This is a genomic window from Dehalobacterium formicoaceticum (assembly GCF_002224645.1).
GTDB lineage: Bacteria > Bacillota > Dehalobacteriia > Dehalobacteriales > Dehalobacteriaceae > Dehalobacterium > Dehalobacterium formicoaceticum.
The window spans coordinates 650,919-670,699 of the sequence record NZ_CP022121.1 but is presented as its reverse complement, the minus strand read 5'-3'; the positions used below and the strand labels follow the sequence as shown (position 1 = coordinate 670,699).

21 protein-coding genes and 1 pseudogene are annotated in these 19,781 nt (G+C 38.5%); 20 read left to right on the top strand and 2 right to left on the bottom strand.

The genetic code is table 11. The features are described from left to right. Positions 1 to 113 precede the first annotated feature (113 nt). Both istB and istA read right to left on the bottom strand, forming a co-directional pair. On the bottom strand, positions 114 to 893 hold the full coding sequence (gene istB, locus CEQ75_RS03375; protein WP_089608935.1) for an IS21-like element helper ATPase IstB: 780 nt from the start codon (positions 891 to 893) through the stop codon (positions 114 to 116). Next, positions 890 to 2,479, bottom strand: coding sequence for an IS21 family transposase (gene istA / locus CEQ75_RS03370; RefSeq protein WP_089608934.1), 1,590 nt, complete (start codon positions 2,477 to 2,479; stop codon positions 890 to 892). Before istA ends, istB begins: the two co-directional genes overlap by 4 nt. A gap of 114 nt (positions 2,480 to 2,593) precedes the next feature. On the opposite strand from istA, the gene CEQ75_RS03365 reads away from it, so the two are divergent. The 20 genes and pseudogenes from CEQ75_RS03365 to CEQ75_RS03270 all read left to right on the top strand — a co-directional run bounded on the left by CEQ75_RS03365 (position 2,594) and on the right by CEQ75_RS03270 (position 19,778). Continuing rightward, a complete protein-coding gene (locus CEQ75_RS03365; RefSeq protein ID WP_089609079.1) occupies positions 2,594 to 3,217 on the top strand; it encodes a 5-methylcytosine restriction system specificity protein McrC in 624 nt (207 codons plus the stop codon). Between the two features lie 96 nt (positions 3,218 to 3,313). Next, positions 3,314 to 4,300, top strand: a complete 987-nt coding sequence (locus CEQ75_RS03360; RefSeq protein ID WP_089609078.1) for a helix-turn-helix transcriptional regulator — start codon at positions 3,314 to 3,316, stop codon at positions 4,298 to 4,300. Between the two features lie 16 nt (positions 4,301 to 4,316). Continuing rightward, positions 4,317 to 4,835: a hypothetical protein gene (locus tag CEQ75_RS03355; RefSeq protein WP_089609077.1), complete on the top strand. Its 519-nt coding sequence runs from the start codon at positions 4,317 to 4,319 to the stop codon at positions 4,833 to 4,835. Positions 4,836 to 4,841: 6 nt separating this feature from the next. After that, positions 4,842 to 5,573 carry a DUF429 domain-containing protein gene (locus tag CEQ75_RS03350; RefSeq protein WP_089609076.1) on the top strand — a complete coding sequence of 244 codons (732 nt, stop codon included), beginning with the start codon at positions 4,842 to 4,844 and terminating at the stop codon, positions 5,571 to 5,573. Positions 5,574 to 5,664: 91 nt separating this feature from the next. Beyond that, entirely contained in the window at positions 5,665 to 6,972 is a 1,308-nt protein-coding gene (locus CEQ75_RS03345; protein WP_089609075.1) for a DUF4139 domain-containing protein, read from the top strand. A 34-nt stretch (positions 6,973 to 7,006) separates the two neighbouring features. Next, positions 7,007 to 7,582 carry an HD domain-containing protein gene (locus tag CEQ75_RS03340; protein ID WP_089609074.1) on the top strand — a complete coding sequence of 192 codons (576 nt, stop codon included), beginning with the start codon at positions 7,007 to 7,009 and terminating at the stop codon, positions 7,580 to 7,582. 15 nt (positions 7,583 to 7,597) lie between these two features. Continuing rightward, positions 7,598 to 7,798 carry a hypothetical protein gene (locus CEQ75_RS03335; protein WP_089609073.1) on the top strand — a complete coding sequence of 67 codons (201 nt, stop codon included), beginning with the start codon at positions 7,598 to 7,600 and terminating at the stop codon, positions 7,796 to 7,798. A 59-nt stretch (positions 7,799 to 7,857) separates the two neighbouring features. After that, the gene (locus CEQ75_RS03330; protein WP_089609072.1) at positions 7,858 to 8,757 is read left to right on the top strand and encodes a hypothetical protein; all 900 of its coding nucleotides are present in this window, start codon (positions 7,858 to 7,860) and stop codon (positions 8,755 to 8,757) included. Further along, a complete protein-coding gene (locus CEQ75_RS03325) occupies positions 8,693 to 9,226 on the top strand; it encodes a hypothetical protein (protein ID WP_089609071.1) in 534 nt (177 codons plus the stop codon). Before CEQ75_RS03330 ends, CEQ75_RS03325 begins: the two co-directional genes overlap by 65 nt. Before the next feature lie 28 nt (positions 9,227 to 9,254). Then, positions 9,255 to 9,653, top strand: coding sequence for a hypothetical protein (locus tag CEQ75_RS03320; RefSeq protein WP_089609070.1), 399 nt, complete (start codon positions 9,255 to 9,257; stop codon positions 9,651 to 9,653). 51 nt (positions 9,654 to 9,704) lie between these two features. Further along, positions 9,705 to 10,127 (top strand): annotated as a pseudogene (locus CEQ75_RS03315) (GTP pyrophosphokinase); the annotation flags it as partial. A 207-nt stretch (positions 10,128 to 10,334) separates the two neighbouring features. Next, the gene (locus CEQ75_RS03310) at positions 10,335 to 11,336 is read left to right on the top strand and encodes an SMODS domain-containing nucleotidyltransferase (RefSeq protein WP_089609068.1); all 1,002 of its coding nucleotides are present in this window, start codon (positions 10,335 to 10,337) and stop codon (positions 11,334 to 11,336) included. 11 nt (positions 11,337 to 11,347) lie between these two features. Then, positions 11,348 to 12,247 (top strand): S-4TM family putative pore-forming effector, encoded by a 900-nt coding sequence (locus CEQ75_RS03305; RefSeq protein ID WP_089609067.1) that lies wholly within the window; start codon positions 11,348 to 11,350, stop codon positions 12,245 to 12,247. Between the two features lie 86 nt (positions 12,248 to 12,333). Next, a complete protein-coding gene (locus CEQ75_RS03300; RefSeq protein WP_089609066.1) occupies positions 12,334 to 13,617 on the top strand; it encodes an IS110 family RNA-guided transposase in 1,284 nt (427 codons plus the stop codon). Between the two features lie 517 nt (positions 13,618 to 14,134). Continuing rightward, positions 14,135 to 14,440 (top strand): IS66 family insertion sequence element accessory protein TnpA, encoded by a 306-nt coding sequence (gene tnpA / locus CEQ75_RS03295; protein WP_089609048.1) that lies wholly within the window; start codon positions 14,135 to 14,137, stop codon positions 14,438 to 14,440. Beyond that, positions 14,437 to 14,793, top strand: coding sequence for an IS66 family insertion sequence element accessory protein TnpB (tnpB, locus tag CEQ75_RS19170; protein ID WP_089609049.1), 357 nt, complete (start codon positions 14,437 to 14,439; stop codon positions 14,791 to 14,793). Before tnpA ends, tnpB begins: the two co-directional genes overlap by 4 nt. Before the next feature lie 117 nt (positions 14,794 to 14,910). After that, positions 14,911 to 16,533 carry an IS66 family transposase gene (gene tnpC, locus CEQ75_RS03285; protein WP_157677299.1) on the top strand — a complete coding sequence of 541 codons (1,623 nt, stop codon included), beginning with the start codon at positions 14,911 to 14,913 and terminating at the stop codon, positions 16,531 to 16,533. Positions 16,534 to 16,624: 91 nt separating this feature from the next. Next, on the top strand, positions 16,625 to 16,879 hold the full coding sequence (locus tag CEQ75_RS03280; protein WP_089609065.1) for a hypothetical protein: 255 nt from the start codon (positions 16,625 to 16,627) through the stop codon (positions 16,877 to 16,879). A gap of 632 nt (positions 16,880 to 17,511) precedes the next feature. Then, positions 17,512 to 18,792, top strand: coding sequence for a sensor histidine kinase (locus CEQ75_RS03275; RefSeq protein WP_242965363.1), 1,281 nt, complete (start codon positions 17,512 to 17,514; stop codon positions 18,790 to 18,792). Positions 18,793 to 19,133: 341 nt separating this feature from the next. Next, the gene (locus CEQ75_RS03270; RefSeq protein ID WP_089609063.1) at positions 19,134 to 19,778 is read left to right on the top strand and encodes a cobalamin B12-binding domain-containing protein; all 645 of its coding nucleotides are present in this window, start codon (positions 19,134 to 19,136) and stop codon (positions 19,776 to 19,778) included. The last annotated feature ends 3 nt before the right edge of the window (positions 19,779 to 19,781 follow it).

Here is a 19,781-nt window from a genome sequence, read left to right as displayed (position 1 = left end):
TTTCAAAGAGCATTGTTTCACGATGAATGCTAACGCGCTATCGCTTGTTACATCCTGTATAAATGTTTATCAAAAACATGATAAACCTTTATACAGGGTTATTGTTTTTTTCTTCATGCCAGTTGCTGTTGTTGTAACCACTCCTTCGTTTCTTTCATGCGGTACGAGTTTCCATTCATGTTGACGATGTATGACTGATGCGTCAACCGGTCAATCATGGCCGCCGTCATCACGGGATCCTGAAAAATTTCACCCCATCGTTCGAAGGATAAGTTGGTTGTGATGATTGTCGATTTGCGACCAGCCCTCAGCGACAAATGGGTAAACAATAATTCAGATCCTTCCTTATCAAAAGATATATAACCCATTTCATCGGCAATAACCAAATCATATTTTTCAAAGCGGTTCTGGAAGGCTCGAAGAGTTTGCTCTGCTCGGCATTCTTTAATCCGGTTAATGAGGAGGGGAACAGTTGTAAACCATACTTTATATCCCTCCAGGCAGGCCTTTAAGCCTAGCCCAATACTCACATGCGTCTTGCCTGTTCCCGGGTTCCCCGCCAGAATAATGTTGCGCCCCTCCTGAATAAACTCTAATGTTTTCAGCTGCTTTAACTTCTTTTGGGCATCATCTGGCAAATCCGCGATGACCAAATCTTCAAGGTACTTTTTATGTGTAAATTCAGCCAGACGAATGCGATTATGCCGCGAGGCTTCCCGACGAGCATCACATTCCTTCTCCAGTAACTGCGCCAGAAATGCTTCATAACTGGCATCCTGCTGCGTTGACTCCCGAACTTGCTCATCCAAATGCTTACGAATCATAGGGAGTCTCAGTTCTTTGCTATATTCCAATATCGCTTCCTTAAACGCCTTGCGCGGCGCGTTACTCATGCAACGTCCTCCTTTGCTTTTGGTGTATGGGTATCAAACATGTCATCGTACATGCGAAGCTGCTGTGCTGACCGCTCTACAATCTCTTTTCCCGTTTTCGAGAGATTTGGTTGAACAACAGGCATCGCGTCACGATTCCTAGCACAAAGCACTTTAATTTTATCCGTAGTCACTTGAGCCGGATGAATTTTCTCCAGCTCCCGAATAGCTTGCTCGACTTCCGCAAATGGGACATCGTCTCGAATATATTGCAATAGCTGTATAAATTCCTTGTCTTGTTTGGTATAATATGTTTCGTATATTTCTTTTATCCTTTTAGGAGCCTGCTGCCATGCCGCACTACCGGCAAATGCACCAGGTTTTTTCCTTAGCGTATCCAAATAATGATTCAGATCAAGCCGCCACTCGTGGTTGCCGGTTAATCGCACATGCTCCGCTACCAAGGATTCCTGATGGAAGCATCGCACCCGGGTCGCATATGCTTTAATCATGATCGATTCACCTACCAAATGATCCGGTACTGAGTAACGATTCTGATCAACGATGATGGTGGAATATTTGTTCACCCGTCCATAAATCACGCGAGCTGCATCAAATGGTGGAAGGGTGGGCAGCAATGCGGGGCGCTCTTCTTCCAATCGTTCCTCCGCCGTCTGGCCGTTGTACTCATCATGGGACTTACGATTACGCTTAGTGCACACATCCTGCAAATATTGATTTGCCTCCTCCAGGGATTCAAATTCGTCCCGAAAAGCGAAGGCTTTTCGGCGAACGACCTCGACGCTTCGCTCCACATGACCTTTTTCGTTGCCCTTGCGAATATTGCAAAACCGATACTGAAAACCATAGTAGAGCGACAATTGAAGCAATCCTTGCGTCGGCTCCTTCTCCGTTCCAATAAACCTTTTCACCGCGACTTTCATGTTATCGTACACCATGGTACGATACACTTGGCCGATATGCTGGAAAAACAGGGCGTGTGCTTCCTGAAAACACTCTGTTGTTTGTTTGGTGAACAGATAAGCAAAGCGATAGTTCCCGTAAGCCGTTGTGAATACGGCCATCTGAAAAACTTGAAATTTTCCATTAATTTTTAGTTTAACCTCACCCCAATCAAATTCGCAAATGTCTCCAAGTTCATACAGAGCCTTAATAAACGCTTCCTTTGGTTTCCGTTCCAAGCTTCTAATGGTTCGAAGAACGGTACTGTAACTTAGTTGAGTACCCTCGGCTTCCAGTGCTTCAAAGATATCAATGGCTTTTTTTTGCTGCTTGTGCCGCCCCTGATTTCGCTTAGTTTCATTCTCGTCAAGATAGAACTGGATCCTGTTCACAACCTCGTCAGTCATTTTTCTTTTGGGTCGAATGCCCACAGTATACTTGGGGGCAGAAGTGAGGGTGTCGACTAGTGCCTGGATATCTGCCGACCCGCTCGACAATAATTGCTGTCTCCCTTCCTCATATTGTCCAATGTACTTTCCTACGGTGTCCCGATTGATCCCTGTTATTTTCGCAATTTCCCGGCGCGATTTCCCTTCATGAATATGCATCATTAAAATTTGTTGCTTGATGTTCATTGTGATCATCTCTCCCAGCCCCTACCTGTTGAATTTCCTCTCAAGTAGGTTAATCTATTGTGGCCGGTTTTTCAATGACTACGGTGGCCTACTATTAGATTACCATAGACATATTTTCAGGAAATAGAGGTTATAAGGCTTCAGAAATCACATTTTTCGCGCATCCGATATCATCGGAATAACCGCTTTTATAAATTGATTATAGATATTTGCGAGCTTATATATGATGAAGTGCTTGTTGCATCTCAAAAGGGTGAAACTATCTTTAAGGATTTCATTAGAGATAATAGAATGGCTGCTCTATATGAGAAGTTTATACTAAATTTTTATAAAAAGGAGTTATCATCAATTTTAGTCTATTCTCCGATCTTTCAATGGGAAAAGGATGCTGACTTTGAACACATTGGTGAAAGCTTTTTGCCGGTAATGAGAACGGATATCGTACTGCAAAATGAGAAAAGACAATTGATAATTGATGCAAAGTATTATACGAATGCACTGCAAATTCGAAATGTAGGAGAAACTAAAAAGCTTATATCAGGAAACCTGTACCAGATCTACACGTACATAAATAACAGCACTTTTATTGGAGAGAAAGCAGGGATGCTGATTTATCCTGTTGTAGACACTGAGCTTGACTTTGTTTACAGTATTCAGGGTAAAAAGATATATGTGAAAACATTGAACCTTAATACAAGATGGGAAAATATATATGGACGTTTAAAAGAGATTGCAGCAGGAATATAAAAACACAATCCGTTTTATTGGACACCTCTTATGATATTATGGTATCATTAGAGGTGTAATTATTTGGAATAATGTTGCAATTATAGAGGTGCAGTTATGGCAAAAAGTTCTAATCAGAAGTTGAAAATTTTATACTTAATGAAAATGCTTCTTGAAAAAACGGACGAAGAAAATACAATGACAATCAATGATATGATAGCTGAACTTGAGCGCTACGGGATTAATGCTGAGCGGAAATCAATTTATGACGATATAGAAGCTTTGCGTTATTACGGAATTGATATTGCTACTCGAAAAAGCAAAACTACTGATTATTTTGCAGCAAGCCGTGTCTTTGAATTACCGGAACTGAAGCTTTTGGTTGATGCTGTCCAATGTTCGAAATTTATTACATATAAAAAGAGTAATGAACTTATAAAAAAGATCGAGAGCCTGTCAAGCTCACATCAAGCTGCGTTGCTCCATCGCCAAGTTTATGTGGCAAACAGAGTTAAGGCTATAAATGAAAACATTTATTATAATGTGGACAGGCTTCATGTCGCAATTGCAGAAAATAAGCAGGTATCTTTCAAGTATTATGACTACGATATCAAAAAAGAAAAGAAATATCGAAAGAATGGAGAACTTTATTTTGTAAGTCCTTATGCTTTATCCTGGGATGATGAAAACTATTATCTCATTACTTTTTCGGAAAAATATAATGATTTTACCCATTATCGGGTTGACAGGATGACGAATATTGAAATCATAGATCAGCCCAGAACGATACTGCCGGACAATGAGCAATTTAACATTGCTGAATATTCCAAAAAAGTATTCAATATGTTCGGAGGGGAAGAAGAGACGGTAAGATTACAGTTTGACAATTCACTTGTTAATACAGTTATAGACCGTTTTGGAAAGGATGTTGCTTTAGGCAAAGTTGATGACAGTAGCTTTTCAGTTAGGATAAATGTTGCAATTAGTTCAACCTTTTTTGCATGGTTAGCACAGTTTGGAAATAAAGTGAAGATATTATCTCCGGAGAGTGTTATTGAAAAATATAAAAACTCTATTCAGGAGATTTTAGAACAATACAAATAAGAGGGAGGAGTGGAAGATGGATGTCTTTAAAAGTTCGATAAGACCTAATAGATACATATTACCGGATAATTTAAGGGGTAGGAGTATTCATGCCAAAGTAATACCAACGGTATGTAATTTAGAGAATATGCTTCAAAAGCTTATACAAGTCAACGGAGATTTTGCACAGCTAAAACAGTGGGAGAAAAGAAGTTATAAAGCATACCGGATTGAGGAGATAAAAAACAGGATAATGACTTCCCCGCAATATGCCTGGAAGGATATTATCCGGGAACACATTTTATCAAAGAGGCCGTCTGATTTTGGTGCAAGTGTAATTGACATATATTTGGTTGCATATGTAGCCGAGACCATCGGAGCTGGCAAAGATGAGTTTTTTAAATACATTAAGAATGCTGGTATTTCAGATAATGGTAATTCTGCTCAAGCTATATGGCAAGTAGGAAAAGGTGATGGAGTATATCTTGAAATACTACATGATAGCGGACAAGTAAGGGATTGGAATTTTATGATTAAATGGGTTGAAGGGAAATAAGAGTTGATGTTAACTATAAAAAATAATTGTTATAGTTGTGTTGGAATTGATGGCTGTCAGGGTAAGTGGGTTGCAGTTTGTATAACCCAAAATACATTTGAGGTTGAAAAATTTAAAAATATAAATGATATATGCAGTCGATACTCAGATGCTGATATTTACATAATTGACATACCAATAGGCCTTGTTGAAAACAAAAGCCAGCTACGTCCGGATCTGATTGTGAAAAAGGAGCTTGGTAAGAAAAGTTCGAGTATTTTTGAAGTTCCTTGCAGACAGGCTGTATATGCGATGGATAAGAAAACAGCACGGGAGTTAAATGTTGCTATTTTAGGGAAAAGCCTTTCTGAACAAACCCTCGGTATAGCAAAATCAATAAAACAGGTTGACGAATTCTTGCAGAATAAACCTCAATGGAAAAACAGGCTTCTTGAAAGCCACCCGGAATTTTGTTTTTCAAAGCTTAATAATAATCAGCCAATCCTTGAACATAAAACGTCTGCCGAAGGTCAGCAAAAACGTCTTAGAATACTGAGAAAATATTATCCTGAAGCAGATCAAGTTGTAGAGAATTTTTTAGCCGATGTTCCATTCAGAAAGAAAACTGACGATGTTATAGATGCCTTATGTTTAGCAGTGATGGGGAAAATAATTCTTGAAAAAGGGCTTAAAACTATTCCGGAAAAGCCAATGATGGATGATAAGGGAATATTGATGCAGATGGTATATGCAGAATAAACGGATAAGTTGTTTTACAAATTTATAACGACTGTCCGTTTTATTGTACATATTGTCTGGTACAATTTGTTATAGAGGGAGGTGTTGGATCATGAAAAAAATATCTAGTGCATCTGATACAAAAGACATTTCATTGACCATTTACAATGGAGGCTTTGGTGCTGTCAAGGAAACACGTGATGTAAGCCTTACAGGGGCTGAGACTGAGCTTGTTTTTGCTGATGTAGCACAGCAGATTGAAATGGATTCTCTCCTGGTGGAAGGTTTGAATATCTTGGAATTCAATTATGATTATGATTTAGTTAATAGGGATAAGCTCCTCAAAAAGTATATTGATAAGGAAGTTTATTTAAAGGACAGGAAAACCGGTGAAAAGAAGAGCTGTCGGCTTTTATCGGTTGAGGGTGCTGGAAGATGTGTATTAGAGGATAATGATACAAAGGAAATATATATCGATGCTCAGGCAGAAATTGTTCTTCCTTCCCTACCATCAGGACTTATAGTAAAGCCTGCTCTTGTATGGAAGATTGGGAAGTCGACATCTGAATATGTTAAAGTTTCCTATCTTAGCAAGGGTTTCAATTGGAATGCAAACTATGTTGTAGAGATTTTGGAAAAAACTTTGAACATTGCAGGATGGGCAGAAATTGAAAATCAAAGTGGTGCAACATTTGAAAATGTCAAAGTAAAGCTTATTGCCGGAGATGTCAATAGAATTCAAGATGATGATGGCTATGATGTGGAAGAACGTATGTATATTTGTGAGTCCTCTACTGCGCCTCAAGCTGAGGAAAAAACTTTCTTTGATTATCACATGTATACATTAGTAAATCAAACAAACCTGAAAGATAATCAGATCAAACAAATCAATATTTTAAATGGTCTAAATATACCCTATAAAAAATATTACAAGCTCAACATGAGTGAAGAAAAGGCAAATGTAATTATTGAACTTACAAATAAGAAAGAGTGTGGCTTGGGTTGCGCCATGCCAAAAGGGAAAATCAAGCTGTATAAAACTGATGAAGCAGACAATTCTCTTGAGTTCATTGGTGAGGATAGTATAGGGCACACCCCAAAGGATGAAGATATTAAGCTCGCCATCGGCAATGCGTTTGACATTACCTTCGATTTTACAGAAATTGATAGGAAGAAAATAAATGGATTTGAACATTACAAATATGAGTGCATTATTAAGAACCATAAAGAAGAAGCTGCGGAAGTACATTTTGAACATTATGCATGGGGTATATGGGAAATGGTTTCGGCAACACATGAGTATTCAAAGAAATCATCGGGGCTTATTGAATTCTCTGTTAATGTACCGGCTGACAGTGAATTAAAGGTAGAATTTGAATATAAAATCGACCGGCGTACAGAGGTTATTGTTAAAAAATAATACACTCGAAATTACATTGTGAGGACCGTTTGTTATGAAAAAAAGTGTATCGGAAAGATATAAAGATTTAAAATCCATTGTTATAGAGCGAAAAGAACAATTTGATAGGGTAATAAACTTCATGGAGAAAGAAACCGCTTGGCTAACAGCACCTGCAAGCACGAAATACCATCTCTGCAAAGAGGGTGGTCTTTTAGAGCACTCGGTAAATGTTGCTGAAACTATGTTAAAGATCAAAGCTGCTATTGCACCGGAAATAAGTGATGAGAGCTGTGTTATAGTAGCGTTGTTACATGATTTAGGCAAAGTGGGTATGCCCGGAAATCCGCAGTATCTAATAAATGAACCGTCCGAAAAACAGAAAAGGTACGGATACAAACCAGATTATCCATACCGTTTTAATTCTGAACTTACATATTTAAGTGTTCCGGTTAGGAGTTTATATTTGGCTCTCCAACACATCAGCCTTACAGAGGAAGAAGTGCAGGCAATTGTCTATCACGATGGACAATATGTTGAGGATAACCGTTCCTGTGCTACTCATGAAGAACCACTTACGTTACTTTTGCAGTATGCCGATAGCTGGAGTGGGTTTGTGATTGAAAAATAAAGGAGTGTGATAATTGTGAAGTTCGGTATGAGAAAACCAAGCATTAGAAAGAGTATTGCAGCAAGAACGAGCGTAAAAAGATATATTCGCCACAGCTTAGGGGTGAAAGCTCCAAGAGGATGGGGTTGGATTACAAATCCTAAAAAAGCCTTGTATAACAAGGTCTACCGTAAAACTACATTTAGTATATTTGATATTTTTAAGATTTTTAAATAATCAAACCTATTTTGAGTTTTTTCTGTATATCTGAGAAGTTATCCATTGGGGGTGATTATTTGATACAAGCCGTACTTGAAGGCAAATCGTTAGGTTATGAGTATACGGAGGATATCCTCACTTCAACAGTCTTTGGCACTCTAAAATATCTAAGGCCAGACATGATATTGATTCCTTTTATTGAATCTGCGTTTTTATATAACGAGAAAAGAACAACTCTTTGGGAGAAATTAAATTCGGAAGGAATTGAGCTGAGATGTTACCGGGAAGTAGAATATGTATTCTGGACTTGGAATCAGAATTATGGAGAGCCGGATTTAATCCTTATATTTAGTGACCATGTACATGGTTTTGATGACTTGCTTCTTGTCGTTGAAGCTAAATTCAAATCGGGGAAAAGCGGAACAGAGGAAAATGATCAATTAGTTCGTTATTTTGAAGCAATAAATAATGATATAGAGAATTTTGTGGAATCATCTGTATCAAGCTTTAAAGGCAGAAAGGGATACATTATTTATTTGACAGAAGCCGAAGCTTACTCAGACATAACGGCAACTACCAAAATAATACAAAGCAGATATAATGAAATAAAAGAAAATGTATTTCATCTGAGATGGCATCAATTGTACAAAACACTTGAGAAAATGTATCCGTACTATTCATCATTTGAAAAGATTATCGTAGACGACTTGATGAAATATATGGAAAAGCTCGGGTTGAGGGATTTTTCAGGGATATCTCTACCGGATAAGTCATTGAATTCGGCGTTTTCATTGCCATATCCGATTTTCTATAATGATGGAAATAGTTCTGCTGAGAAGAAAACTTATTTTGACCAATTGAACACCTTAGACGTTACAATAGAAAAAATATTTTTTATAGGGGGAATCAGTTGTGAGTGTTATTCAAAAGGGTCATCAAATAACATTAGCTTTTCAATATATTCAACAAGTATTTAAAGAATGTCAGCGACTAATATTCAAGATTGACAACCAATTGGCTCCTGAATGGGGGAACCTATACGGCAATAGAATAACAAAGGATGTAAGCGCAAGCTTGCAGGAGGCTGACAGATGGATTGTTGAAGCAATTTTTCGTGTTTATCAAAACAATAAAGATAAACTGGTTAATAAATGCATTACAATCACATTTTGGGGAGATGAAGTGGAACAACCAATTATTACTGCCGGAAAAATAGTATACTCCGATATAGAAAAAAGGGATCATTGGGATTTATGGAATATCTGGTTTTCTTGGACTGATGCAAATGAAGACAATAATTATGAATTGGATGGAAAAGTTAATCATTTCCAATCCGAGGAATGCAAATATATTGATGAAGCGTATGTTTTCAGTTTGCCACTTATTAGTATTACAGACGATGAAGCATTAATTGAACAGATCATTAAACCGTTAAAAGAGCTTTAAAATTGTTATGAGAGAGGTGAAATATCAGATGGAATTAACAGATAATATACGGGCTGTTCTTGAATTCTATTCTTCTCTCGGTAAGCAACAAGCTTTCTGTGAATTAAAACACTACAATGGTAATACCGAGGAATACATTTTTTCCCGGTTGGAGAGAGCAGCCTTTGACCAGCGCGATGGGAACAGTGTTGCTACCTTTTCAAGATATACCATATGGGCAGATGATGTAAGGTATCTTATAAAAAGTGCCATAGAATCGATTAATACTCAGGATAAAGAAAAAGCTGTTGAAGAACTTACACTTGCGTTGAATGCTATGGGTGCGTTTGTAGATATTCAGAATATGTTTGATGCTCAGCCTGGAAGAATGCAGTTTGAAAAGCCTGAACAGATTTTAAAGGAGTATATGGAGTTTAAAAAATTATAGATATAGTTTGCTGTTTTATCTATAACAAAAACATGAAACGGGGTGTACTAAATGCTTGATAAAGCTATTCGTATTGCAGCTAAAGCTCATGAAGGACAGATGGACAAGGCTGGGCAGCCATATATACTACACCCGCTACGGGTCATGTTTATGCGAAGGGATGAAACTGAAAGAATTTGTGCAGTGTTACATGATGTTATTGAGGATTCAGATATTACTATTGAATATTTGAGAAAAGAAGGTTTTTCGGAAGAAGTTTTGAGTGCATTAAATTCTCTGACAAAGCGCGAGAATGAAAACTATGATGATTTCATTGGTAGGGTTATTGAGAATAAAACAGCCTGTAAAGTAAAGTTGGCTGATTTAAGTGACAATATGGATTTGTCCCGTATTTCAAACCCTATCCAAGAAGATTATCAAAGAGTAGAAAAATATCGTAAAGCAGCAGAACGGATATTTGAAATTATGGATTTTGAGAATGACAATGAGTATAGAGTCTCTAAGGAGATTGAAATAAACGGTTGTGTCTTAGTTCCTCAAAGTTGTTCAGAGGATGATTTCCTACATAAGTTTATCGATTTCATTGAAAATAATTATTGGTCATTTGGCGGTGGAGTAAAAGAAATTGATGAAGCAGGTGACTAAATGTTTGTATTGGGGGATAAGGAGGTTTGATAAAATATGGCAACAACAGTGATTCAGGCATTTAATGAATTTTTAAAAGATATTGTTAACTTGGATTCGGATATAAGTAAAACTGCAAGAAGCAGTAGAGATTGGCTATTAGGTCAAATTTCCAAATTTGATGAAAAAGACAATACCTTTCCTAAATTATACTCTGACATCAATATACATTTTGGTTCTTTCGCAAGAAAGACAAAAATTAGAGAGCTTGATGATATTGACTTAATGATTGGTTTAACAGGTCAGGGATCAACATATACCGAATATACGGATAAGATTGAGATAAATGTAGGTGATGATGCCAAAGACTTATTAAATTTGTGCCATGACTACACAAATAAGTTAAATTCAAAAAAAGTTATTAACAAATTTGTATCTGCATGTTCCAATGTACCTCAATATAGTAATGCAGATATTAAAAGAAATCAGGAAGCAGCTACATTGCAGTTATCATCGTATACCTGGAATTTTGATATCGTGCCGTGCTTTATGACAACAACAAATATTTATGGTGTTAGTTATTATCTCATACCGGATGGGAATGGACATTGGAAGAAAACCGATCCCAGGATAGATAAAGAAAGAACATCAAGAATTAACCAAACTCATGATGGTAATGTATTGCAAGTGATTAGAGTTATGAAGTATTGGAATAGAAGACCTACTATGCCGACAATGTCATCATATTTGTTGGAAACAATGATACTAAATTATTATGAAGCTAAAACGACAACTGCCAATCAATATGTAGATATTGAATTGCCGGATGTTATTGCTTATATTCACAATAATATTATGTATGATGTAAACGATCCCAAAAATATTCAAGGCAATATCAATAAACTTACTTATGATGAAAAAACCAAAATTAAGAATAAAGCTTATTCTGACTATTATAAAGCCATAGATGCCAGGCAATTAGAAAAAGACAAAGATATGAAAGGTTCCATCAATAAATGGCGTGAAATATTTGGGGATTCTTTTCCTAAATATGAGTAAGGGGGTATTTTATGAGCATTAATGAAAGGCAGAATAGTGAATTAAATTTAAAGAGACTGGCTGCTCAGAGACAACTATATTCTGATGCCAAGAAAATGATGCACATTCAGTTTGCTATAAGTGGAATGGCTGTTATAGTCTTTGCAATAATTGGTAATATCATAAGCAAAGAATATGCAGTCTACATAACAGTTTTGTCGATTCTCTGTGTACTATTTGATGAGTTGTTCTTGACGAAAAGGATTGAAAATCTTAGACTCAATGCTGCAATTATTCAAGAAGATTTTGATTGTGACGTACTACAAATCCCCTTTAATTATATAAAAAATAGCCATGGAACTATGTTAGAAACTATACAAGAAAATAGTAAGAAGTATCTTTCAAAGTATAAAAACTTTGACTTGTTAGTAAATTGGTATCCTGGAATGGATATGGCAGATCTAAAATATGGCAGAATTATTTGCCAAAGCACTAATTGCTGGTGGAATCAAAAATTAAGAGAAAAATACTCTTATTTTCTAATTCTTAGCACAGCGACCATTTTTATTGTTTTGCTATTAATAGCATTATTTAATGGCATCACGCTCAATGGATTTATTATGTCTGTTATTTCACCAATTTTACCTGGAGGCGTTCTTGTTTATAAAATTCACCGTGACAATAAAAAAGCAATTCAAAATTTGAATGATATGAAAAATAAACTTGATAGTATTATTGAAAGACTAAGAGCGAAAGCGTTGTATCCAGATGAAAAATTGCTAAATGATATTAGATGTTTACAAGATATGATTTTTGAAAATCGATCAGCGAGTCCTTTGATACCGGATAGATTTTATTTCAGATATCGTGATCGATATGAAGATATAGCACAGACATCAAATAAGGAGCATTCCTGTAATAAACAAAAATGACCTTTGAAAAAAAGAGTACCTCCTGTTAGCATACGAGGTGTCAGCTTTCGCGAAGCGACCCTTAAATAACAGAGGAGGTACCCAAGATGAAGTATACCCAGAATGAAAAGATTTTGCAAATCACAGATGAGACCATCATAGTTGGCGTGGACATAGCCAGTGAGATCCACTATGCCAGGGCCTTTGACCACCGAAGGGTGGAAATTGGGAAATTGCTCAAGTTCAACAATGATGCAGAAGGCTTTAGACAGTTCGCAACCTGGGTCAGGGCTATCGGAGAAAAAAGCAATAAAAGCAAAATAATGGTAGGTATGGAGCCGACCGGTCATTACTGGTTTAATATTGCTCAGCAACTTAAGGATCACAGCATGAAGATAGTGCTGGTGAATCCGTTTCATGTCAAGAGGAGCAAGGAACTGGATGACAACAATCCAACCAAGAATGACCGCAAGGATCCAAAGACGATAGCGATGCTGGTCATAGATGGCCGGTACATGGAGCCATATATTCCCGAAGGCATCTATAGCGAACTGAGGACGGCCATGGAGACACGCTGTCAAATAGTAAAGCAGTTAAATACAATTCGTAACCGAGTAAAACGGTGGCTGAGCATATACTTTCCAGAATTTAACCAAGTCTTTGGAGACTGGGAAGGCAAGGCTGCAATGGCTGTACTAAGAGATTTCCCCACTCCCGTGAAGATATTAGAAAAAGGTGTGGATGGCATCATTGGCCGCTGGAAGCAAGATAAACTTAGAGCAGTAGGTAGGAAACGAGCTATGGGGCTGCTGGAGGCTGCTAAGACTTCTGTAGGGGTACGGGAAGGTATCAGAGCTGCAGAAAATGACCTAATGATCCTGCTGGAGAACTACGAAATGTATATGCAGCAATATGACAGGACAATGAGCCTGGTGGAGCAGCTTACAAAGCATATACCAGGCTTGGAGGAAATGTTAAAGATCAAAGGTGTAGGCTTGATAACTGCAGCCGGATTCATCGCTGAAGTAGGCGACATAAGCCGTTTCGGGCATCCGAGACAGATACAAAAACTAGCGGGACTAAGCTTAAAAGAAAACAGCTCTGGGAAGCACAAAGGCAAAACCAGTATCAGCAAACGAGGGCGGCGCCGCCTAAGATCATTGCTATTCCAGGCAATCATGCCGTTAGTGGCTAAGAATCAGGAGTTTCGAGAACTGCACCAATACTATACAACCAGGAGTCAGAATCCGCTCAAGAAGAAGCAATCCTTAGTCCTATTGAGCAGCAAGTTAATCCGAGTATTTTTTGCACTATTAACCAAAGGGGTAGTCTACGATCCACAAAAAATGATGAATGACATCAAAAGACCATTACTACAGGAAGCAGCATAACCCTAAGCAAGAGGAGAAAGCCACGTATTTTTAAAGGTAGCACATTGACAAAACGAGCCGGGATTAGTTAGGTTGAATAAATTCCATAAGGGCATAGATCCAGTAATAGGAGCATGACTAACATCCACCTCATGGATAGGCAGAACGAAGGAATTTAGGGCACAGACCCTGTGAGACATGGGAGGGTCGCCACCGGAGAGCAAGTGGATACCAACGGCCGGAAAAAAGCGAAAAAACATTCAGCTTATTGAGGTCGCCCTTGCCCTTCCAGGTATATGCATAAATGAGCATGATATCCATATGGCATGTTTTGAGTAATGTGAAAATCTAAGAAAAAACAAGTAATCAAGAGAAAACGTTAGATTAAAGAGGGAGTTAGTAGAATTGATTAAAACTCAATATAATGAATAATTTTTGATCCCGATGAGTACATCGTAATTGTCAAAAAATCTACACATAGCAAACGCCTTTAGGAACTGAGATAATAACCTCAAGACTATTTGAGGAGGAATTATCTATGACTCTTAAAGAGCAGTCCATGATTAGGCGCCAGCAAGTAAAAGATTATCTTGCTTCCGGCCAAGCTGCAGCCGCATGGTGCTTAGAAAACAATCTAAACATCACTACACTCCGATACTGGGTGACCAAGTGCAACCGCGAAGCCAATGCTGATCCCCAGCAAAAAACCTTTATCGAGTTGAAGCAAACATCGATAAAGGAAGTTCCGGTCATTGTTAAGATCGGGGCAGTTTCCATCGAGCTGTATTCAGGCTTTCAAGCAGAGACTCTGCGCGAAGCTATTGCTGCTATTTATTCCATATGAGCCTAAATACTGCTGGCCTTAGAATATTCCTTTCTTGCAAGCCCTGCGACATGCGAAAGAGTATCGAAGGTCTTGCTACATTGGTCCAGACGCAGTTACAGATGGACCCTTTTGAAAACTGCCTTTACGTGTTCTGTAACCGGGCCTGTGATAAATGTAAGATCCTTCATTGGTCGAATAACGGCTGGTGGTTATATTATCGCAAATTGAGTCGTGGCGTTTTCCGATGGAAGTTTTACGAAAACAAACAGGTCCTTGAGGTCTCTGAACGGCAGTTTAGGTGGCTTTTAGATGGTTTATCAATGGATCAGCCATCCGCACATAAGCCTGTTAAGCAGCGGATAATTCTTTAACCGGTTTTGCTAAAATAATTTAATGAAATTGCCGTATTTTCCCCTGTTTCAGGGCTTTTTACCGCTATTATCCTGTAATTTTACGTTAGGTTCTTATATAATAAGGATATGAATAACGTGATAAAGTTACCTCAAAAACCACAACTGAATTACAGAGAAATGTCACAAGCAGACCTGGCTGCCCACTGCGAAAAGCAGGATAAGGCCATTGCCGAACTGACTCAAAACATGAATCGCCTCATTGAGATGATTCGTTTGAATAACCATAAGAAGTATGGTTCCAGCGGTGATTCTGTATCCTATCCCGAGGGAATGGAACAACTCTGCTTATTCAACGAAGTTGAAGTCACTGCTCAAAAAGGAGCGTCAGAACCAACTTTTGAAGAAGCAACGGCGAAGACCCCTAGAAAACCCAAACAAAAGGGTAAGCGTGAACAAGACTTCAAAGATTTGAAGGTCACCGTCATTGAACATGAGCTTCCGGCAGAACAGCAGGTTTGTCCAGTGTGTGACAGTCCCCTACACGATATGAAGGTTGAAATTACTAAGACACTGAAACTTGTACCGGCCCATTTCGAAGTTGAGGAACACCGCCGTCATGTCTATACCTGCCGTACGTGTGAAAAAAATCAAGGCGAAGGTGATAAGATCCCTTTTGTTCGTGCTGACATGCCCAACTTGCCGATTCCCGGAAGTTTTGCTACCCCGGAGTTGATCGCTGGCATCATCAATAGCAAATATACCAATGCAATGCCACTTTCCCGGATTGAGCGGGAGTTTGACCGGATGGACAGCGTCAGGATCTCTAGGCAGAACATGAGCAATTGGGTACTCCAATGTTCGGAGGAATACTTTTCAAGGATCTATACCCATATGAGAAGTGTCCTTCTGAGCAAAGACATCTTGCACGCCGATGAAACTTGGACCCGTGTTGTGCAGCAGGATGGCAGGGACTCCAAGAAAAAATGCTATATCTGGGTTTACTGCAGCGGGGCCCATGATGAGCCAATTATCTATTATGAATTCCATGAAAGCCGGGCTACGGAATCGGCCAAGGAATTTCTAAAGGACTACTCTGGTTTCTTGCACTCCGATGGCTACGAGGTTTACCATCGTTTGGGGCCGGGAATCACGGTTGTTGGATGTCTTGCCCATATAAAGCGTAAATTTACGGATGCTATTAAAGCATTAAGTCCGGAGGAGCAAAAGAAAACCGTTTGCTTCAAGGGACAGGAATATTGCGACTACTTGTTCCATATCGAAAAGAAATACAAGGATGCTACCCCCGAGGAGCGTCATAACAAGCGCCTCACCCTGTTAAAACCGGTGATGGATGCCTTTTTGTCGTGGCTTAAAGAGACCAAGCCCCTCATTGTACCCAAATCCCAAGCTTATGAGGCCGTAAATTATGCGCTGAACCAGTGGCCATACTTTGAGAATATCCTTTTAGATGGTCGCTTAGAGTTGACAAATAATTTGGTGGAGCGAAATATACGTCCGTTTACAATTGGCCGCAAAAATTGGGTCACCATGAAAACTGATCGGGGTGCACACGATAGCTCGATGGTTTACAGTATCATACAAACTGCATTGGCCAATGACCTAAAAGTTTATGAATATCTGGTCTATTTATTGAAACAGATGCCGAATACAAATTTTAACCAATTTCCGGAACTGATTGAGAAGTTTGTTCCTTGGTCTAAAGAGCTTCCGGCTAACTGCTACAAAACTAAAAATTGAAAATTCCCACGTCCAACCTTTGGGTTGGGCTTTTTTGTTTATTTTAAGTGCTTAGGATTTGACAATTACGTAATAGGAGGTTATACTTTAAATGACGCCAATTGAGGAGTTTAATAAAGCATGTAATGAAAGAGCACAAGATTTAACGTTTATGAAGGCTAACAGTAGACGTATTGGCTCAATGCATTTTGGAGGTATTGTGATAGAATGTTTACTAAAATATATAATCGTTAAACATTACGGAATTAGCCAAAGACAAAGCATACAAGAATGGGTTTGTACAGCAAATACAGCAACATTAAATAATAACATAATTATTTGTTGTAAAATGAAAGTTGCAAGTTAAAAATCCATAGTATTGCAACTACATTTTCCACAATGTTGCAATACTATGGAAAAATTACTTGCAACTTTTTGCAAAAAGTTCTTGCAAAAAACAATGTAATTGTGCGTGATAATAACCCCAAAAAAGACAAAGTAATCCGTATTTATATTCTGAAGAGGCATGCAATTAAAGTGAAAATACGAATACATAAAATAATAGGATAAAACATAGGACAATAAACCATCAATTAGATCAAATAAGACAGTTCGGGGCTTAAAAACAAGTCCTGAATTGTCTTTTTCAAAACAATCAATAAATTTCTCAACGAAAAACCGTAGGCCTTTCAGTGACCCCGCTAAATCAGCAGGTGTTTTTATTATTTGTACATCGTAACATATTCTAATTGTAAAAATTGAAGGCGTCCTGTGAGTAATAAATTTAGTGTTATTCCGTATTACCTTTGAAGCTAAATATGTCAAATAATGAAAGTAGAATAAGGACTCCAGCGTTTGTGTGAATAAGCGGTGAAGGTTGTTATAGCATAAAGAAGGCGCCTTATCGTGTTAGCTTGGAATAACTGATAATTTGTTAAATACTTAACAGATTTTGATTGATAGGTTCTATATAATTATATAGATATGATTGATGAGGGGATGGTAGTGGTGCAAAGCAATGATAAAGCTTTAAATAAAATAAGTACCATTATTGACAGGACATATCACTTAGCTGAGATTATTTCTCGGGAGACAATGCTGGAGATCAGCAAAATGTTTTTTAATGTCATAGGGATTAACATTGTCTTTGTTGATAACAGAGCGGTTCCCATATCTCCCCCATTAGGGTCCTTTCCAAATTGGTGCCAGAGCCACTTTTCAGACAGAAAGCACTTTTTTCAATGTTTGTACTGCTTTGAAACAGGTTTAAAAAACAGTTATCATAATGACCGTTCAAAGGTTTATCAGGGAAAGTGTGGCCTCACACTTATTTCGGCTCCTCTATATGCCCGAGATAATGTTCTTTTAGGATGTTTGATTACCAGCCCGGTTCAGCTTATGGAAGCGGAATCTTTGACTGAAGGGACAAATGGACCATGTGGGGATTATTTCAAACATCTGAACACTATTCCCAAAATTTCCGGCGATCAGTTTACAGCCGTTGCAACATTAATATCCACCTTGGCTAATTATCTTACAGTCTCAGAAAGTCTTTCCCGTTATCAACAAGAATTGGTGTCCTATCAAGACCGTCTGCTTCAAGAAATTCAAAAAACAGTCAATCTGGAAAAAGAAATTACTGAGTACCAGTTGATGCTAAAACAGGCGGAACTAAGGGAACTCCAGGCCAAAATGAACCCACACTTTCTCTTTAACGCACTAAATGTAATTGCCCGATTGGCGTTTGCTGAAGGAGCGGTTGAGACTGAGGGAGCTGTTTTTGCTTTAGCAGATGTGGCCCGCTATGGTATTGAGGGAAATATCGAAATGGTCTTTTTAAAAACGGAATTGGATCACATTAATTCTTACCTTAGTATCCAACGGTTAAGGTTCGGAAACCGGATTAGCGTGAAAATTCTAGTAGAAGAAGAACATCTAAGCGTAAAAATTCTTCCTTTTACTTTACAACCACTGGTAGACAATGCGTTTAAACATGGGTTCGAATCGGTCCCAGGAAAACACCGCTTATTGATAAAGGTTGATGAGGATATCCCGGGAAATCGTTTGTTAGTTTATGTAATAGATGATGGAGCAGGTATTGATACACAGCGTGTGACTGATGGTGACCACTGGTGCCATTGCCCAGGCTCCAGCCTGGAAAATATTCATCAAAGAATGAGACGACTGTTTGGCGACGCATACGGATTACAATTGCAGGGACCCCCGGATATCGAAGGGACTAAGGCCACATTAATTATGCCGCTGTTTACAAGTAATTAGTAATACAATTCATTATTGCCTCTCATCTTTTCACAGGCCTTCCTATGCCATATCTTTGTATCTTGGAACGCAAATCATTTTTCTCTATTTTCTTGTCGCTACACTACTTCTTCTATTTGTGATTTAAAAAAGCCTAGATTTTTAGTATACGGAAAATTCAAAATGTTTTTCCAGATCAACAGAAATTAATCCAGAGGGACTGGGCCTGATAAATTAGAATTTATTATCTCAAGACCTAATTTCCTGGAGCAAAACACTCCTTGGGGACGAGGTGAAAAGTTTTTGAAGGTGGCCACTTCAAAAGGACCTAATTAAAGTTAAAAAAGAAAGGAGTAGTTGTAATGAGCAAAAAAATTTTAGAGCAATTGACTGAAGCAGTTTTGAACGGTAATGATGATCTAACCAAAGAGTTGGTGAGTCAAGGGATTGAAGCAGGATTAACTCCAACAGAAATGATCAACGGGATGTCACCGGGGGCTAGAGAAGCAGGCCGGAAATTCGGAACAGGAGAATATTTTCTGCCAGAGCTGATGATGGCTGGTGAGGCAATGAATGCCGGTGTACAGTCACTCATTCCTTATATGACAGGTGATGCTTCCCCTAAATCTATCGGAAAAGTTGTAATTGGTAGTGTTGAAGGAGATGTCCATGACATCGGTAAGAACGTTGTTGCTGCGCTATTAAGGGCAGATGGTTTTGAGGTAATCGACTTGGGAGTAGATGTTTCAGCTGATGTGTTTATTGAAGCGGTAAAAAAGGAACAACCGGAGATTTTAGGCATTGGTTCTTACATGTCCACCACCCTAAAAGGGATTGAAGACACAATAGACCTTCTGGTCAAAGAATCTCTACGGGACAAAGTGAAGGTGCTGTTGGGAGGAGTAGCTGTATTTCCTCAATATGTGAAACGGATCGGTGGCGACGGATTTGCCGAGGACGCAGAAGGAGCTGTACAGGAAGCCAGAAGATTGCTCGGAGGTGAATAATAA

Bases quoted from the DNA above. Each gene is read 5' to 3' on its own strand.
- istB (WP_089608935.1), bottom strand. From the start codon at position 893: ATGAGTAACGCGCCGCGCAAGGCGTTTAAGGAAGCGATATTGGAATAT.
- istA (WP_089608934.1), bottom strand. From the start codon at position 2,479: ATGATCACAATGAACATCAAGCAACAAATTTTAATGATGCATATTCAT.
- CEQ75_RS03360 (WP_089609078.1), top strand. From the start codon at position 3,314: ATGGCAAAAAGTTCTAATCAGAAGTTGAAAATTTTATACTTAATGAAA.
- CEQ75_RS03355 (WP_089609077.1), top strand. From the start codon at position 4,317: ATGGATGTCTTTAAAAGTTCGATAAGACCTAATAGATACATATTACCG.
- CEQ75_RS03350 (WP_089609076.1), top strand. From the start codon at position 4,842: ATGTTAACTATAAAAAATAATTGTTATAGTTGTGTTGGAATTGATGGC.
- CEQ75_RS03345 (WP_089609075.1), top strand. From the start codon at position 5,665: ATGAAAAAAATATCTAGTGCATCTGATACAAAAGACATTTCATTGACC.
- CEQ75_RS03340 (WP_089609074.1), top strand. From the start codon at position 7,007: ATGAAAAAAAGTGTATCGGAAAGATATAAAGATTTAAAATCCATTGTT.
- CEQ75_RS03320 (WP_089609070.1), top strand. From the start codon at position 9,255: ATGGAATTAACAGATAATATACGGGCTGTTCTTGAATTCTATTCTTCT.
- CEQ75_RS03310 (WP_089609068.1), top strand. From the start codon at position 10,335: ATGGCAACAACAGTGATTCAGGCATTTAATGAATTTTTAAAAGATATT.
- CEQ75_RS03305 (WP_089609067.1), top strand. From the start codon at position 11,348: ATGAGCATTAATGAAAGGCAGAATAGTGAATTAAATTTAAAGAGACTG.
- CEQ75_RS03300 (WP_089609066.1), top strand. From the start codon at position 12,334: ATGAAGTATACCCAGAATGAAAAGATTTTGCAAATCACAGATGAGACC.
- tnpA (WP_089609048.1), top strand. From the start codon at position 14,135: ATGACTCTTAAAGAGCAGTCCATGATTAGGCGCCAGCAAGTAAAAGAT.
- tnpB (WP_089609049.1), top strand. From the start codon at position 14,437: ATGAGCCTAAATACTGCTGGCCTTAGAATATTCCTTTCTTGCAAGCCC.
- CEQ75_RS03280 (WP_089609065.1), top strand. From the start codon at position 16,625: ATGACGCCAATTGAGGAGTTTAATAAAGCATGTAATGAAAGAGCACAA.
- CEQ75_RS03275 (WP_242965363.1), top strand. From the start codon at position 17,512: ATGGTAGTGGTGCAAAGCAATGATAAAGCTTTAAATAAAATAAGTACC.
- CEQ75_RS03270 (WP_089609063.1), top strand. From the start codon at position 19,134: ATGAGCAAAAAAATTTTAGAGCAATTGACTGAAGCAGTTTTGAACGGT.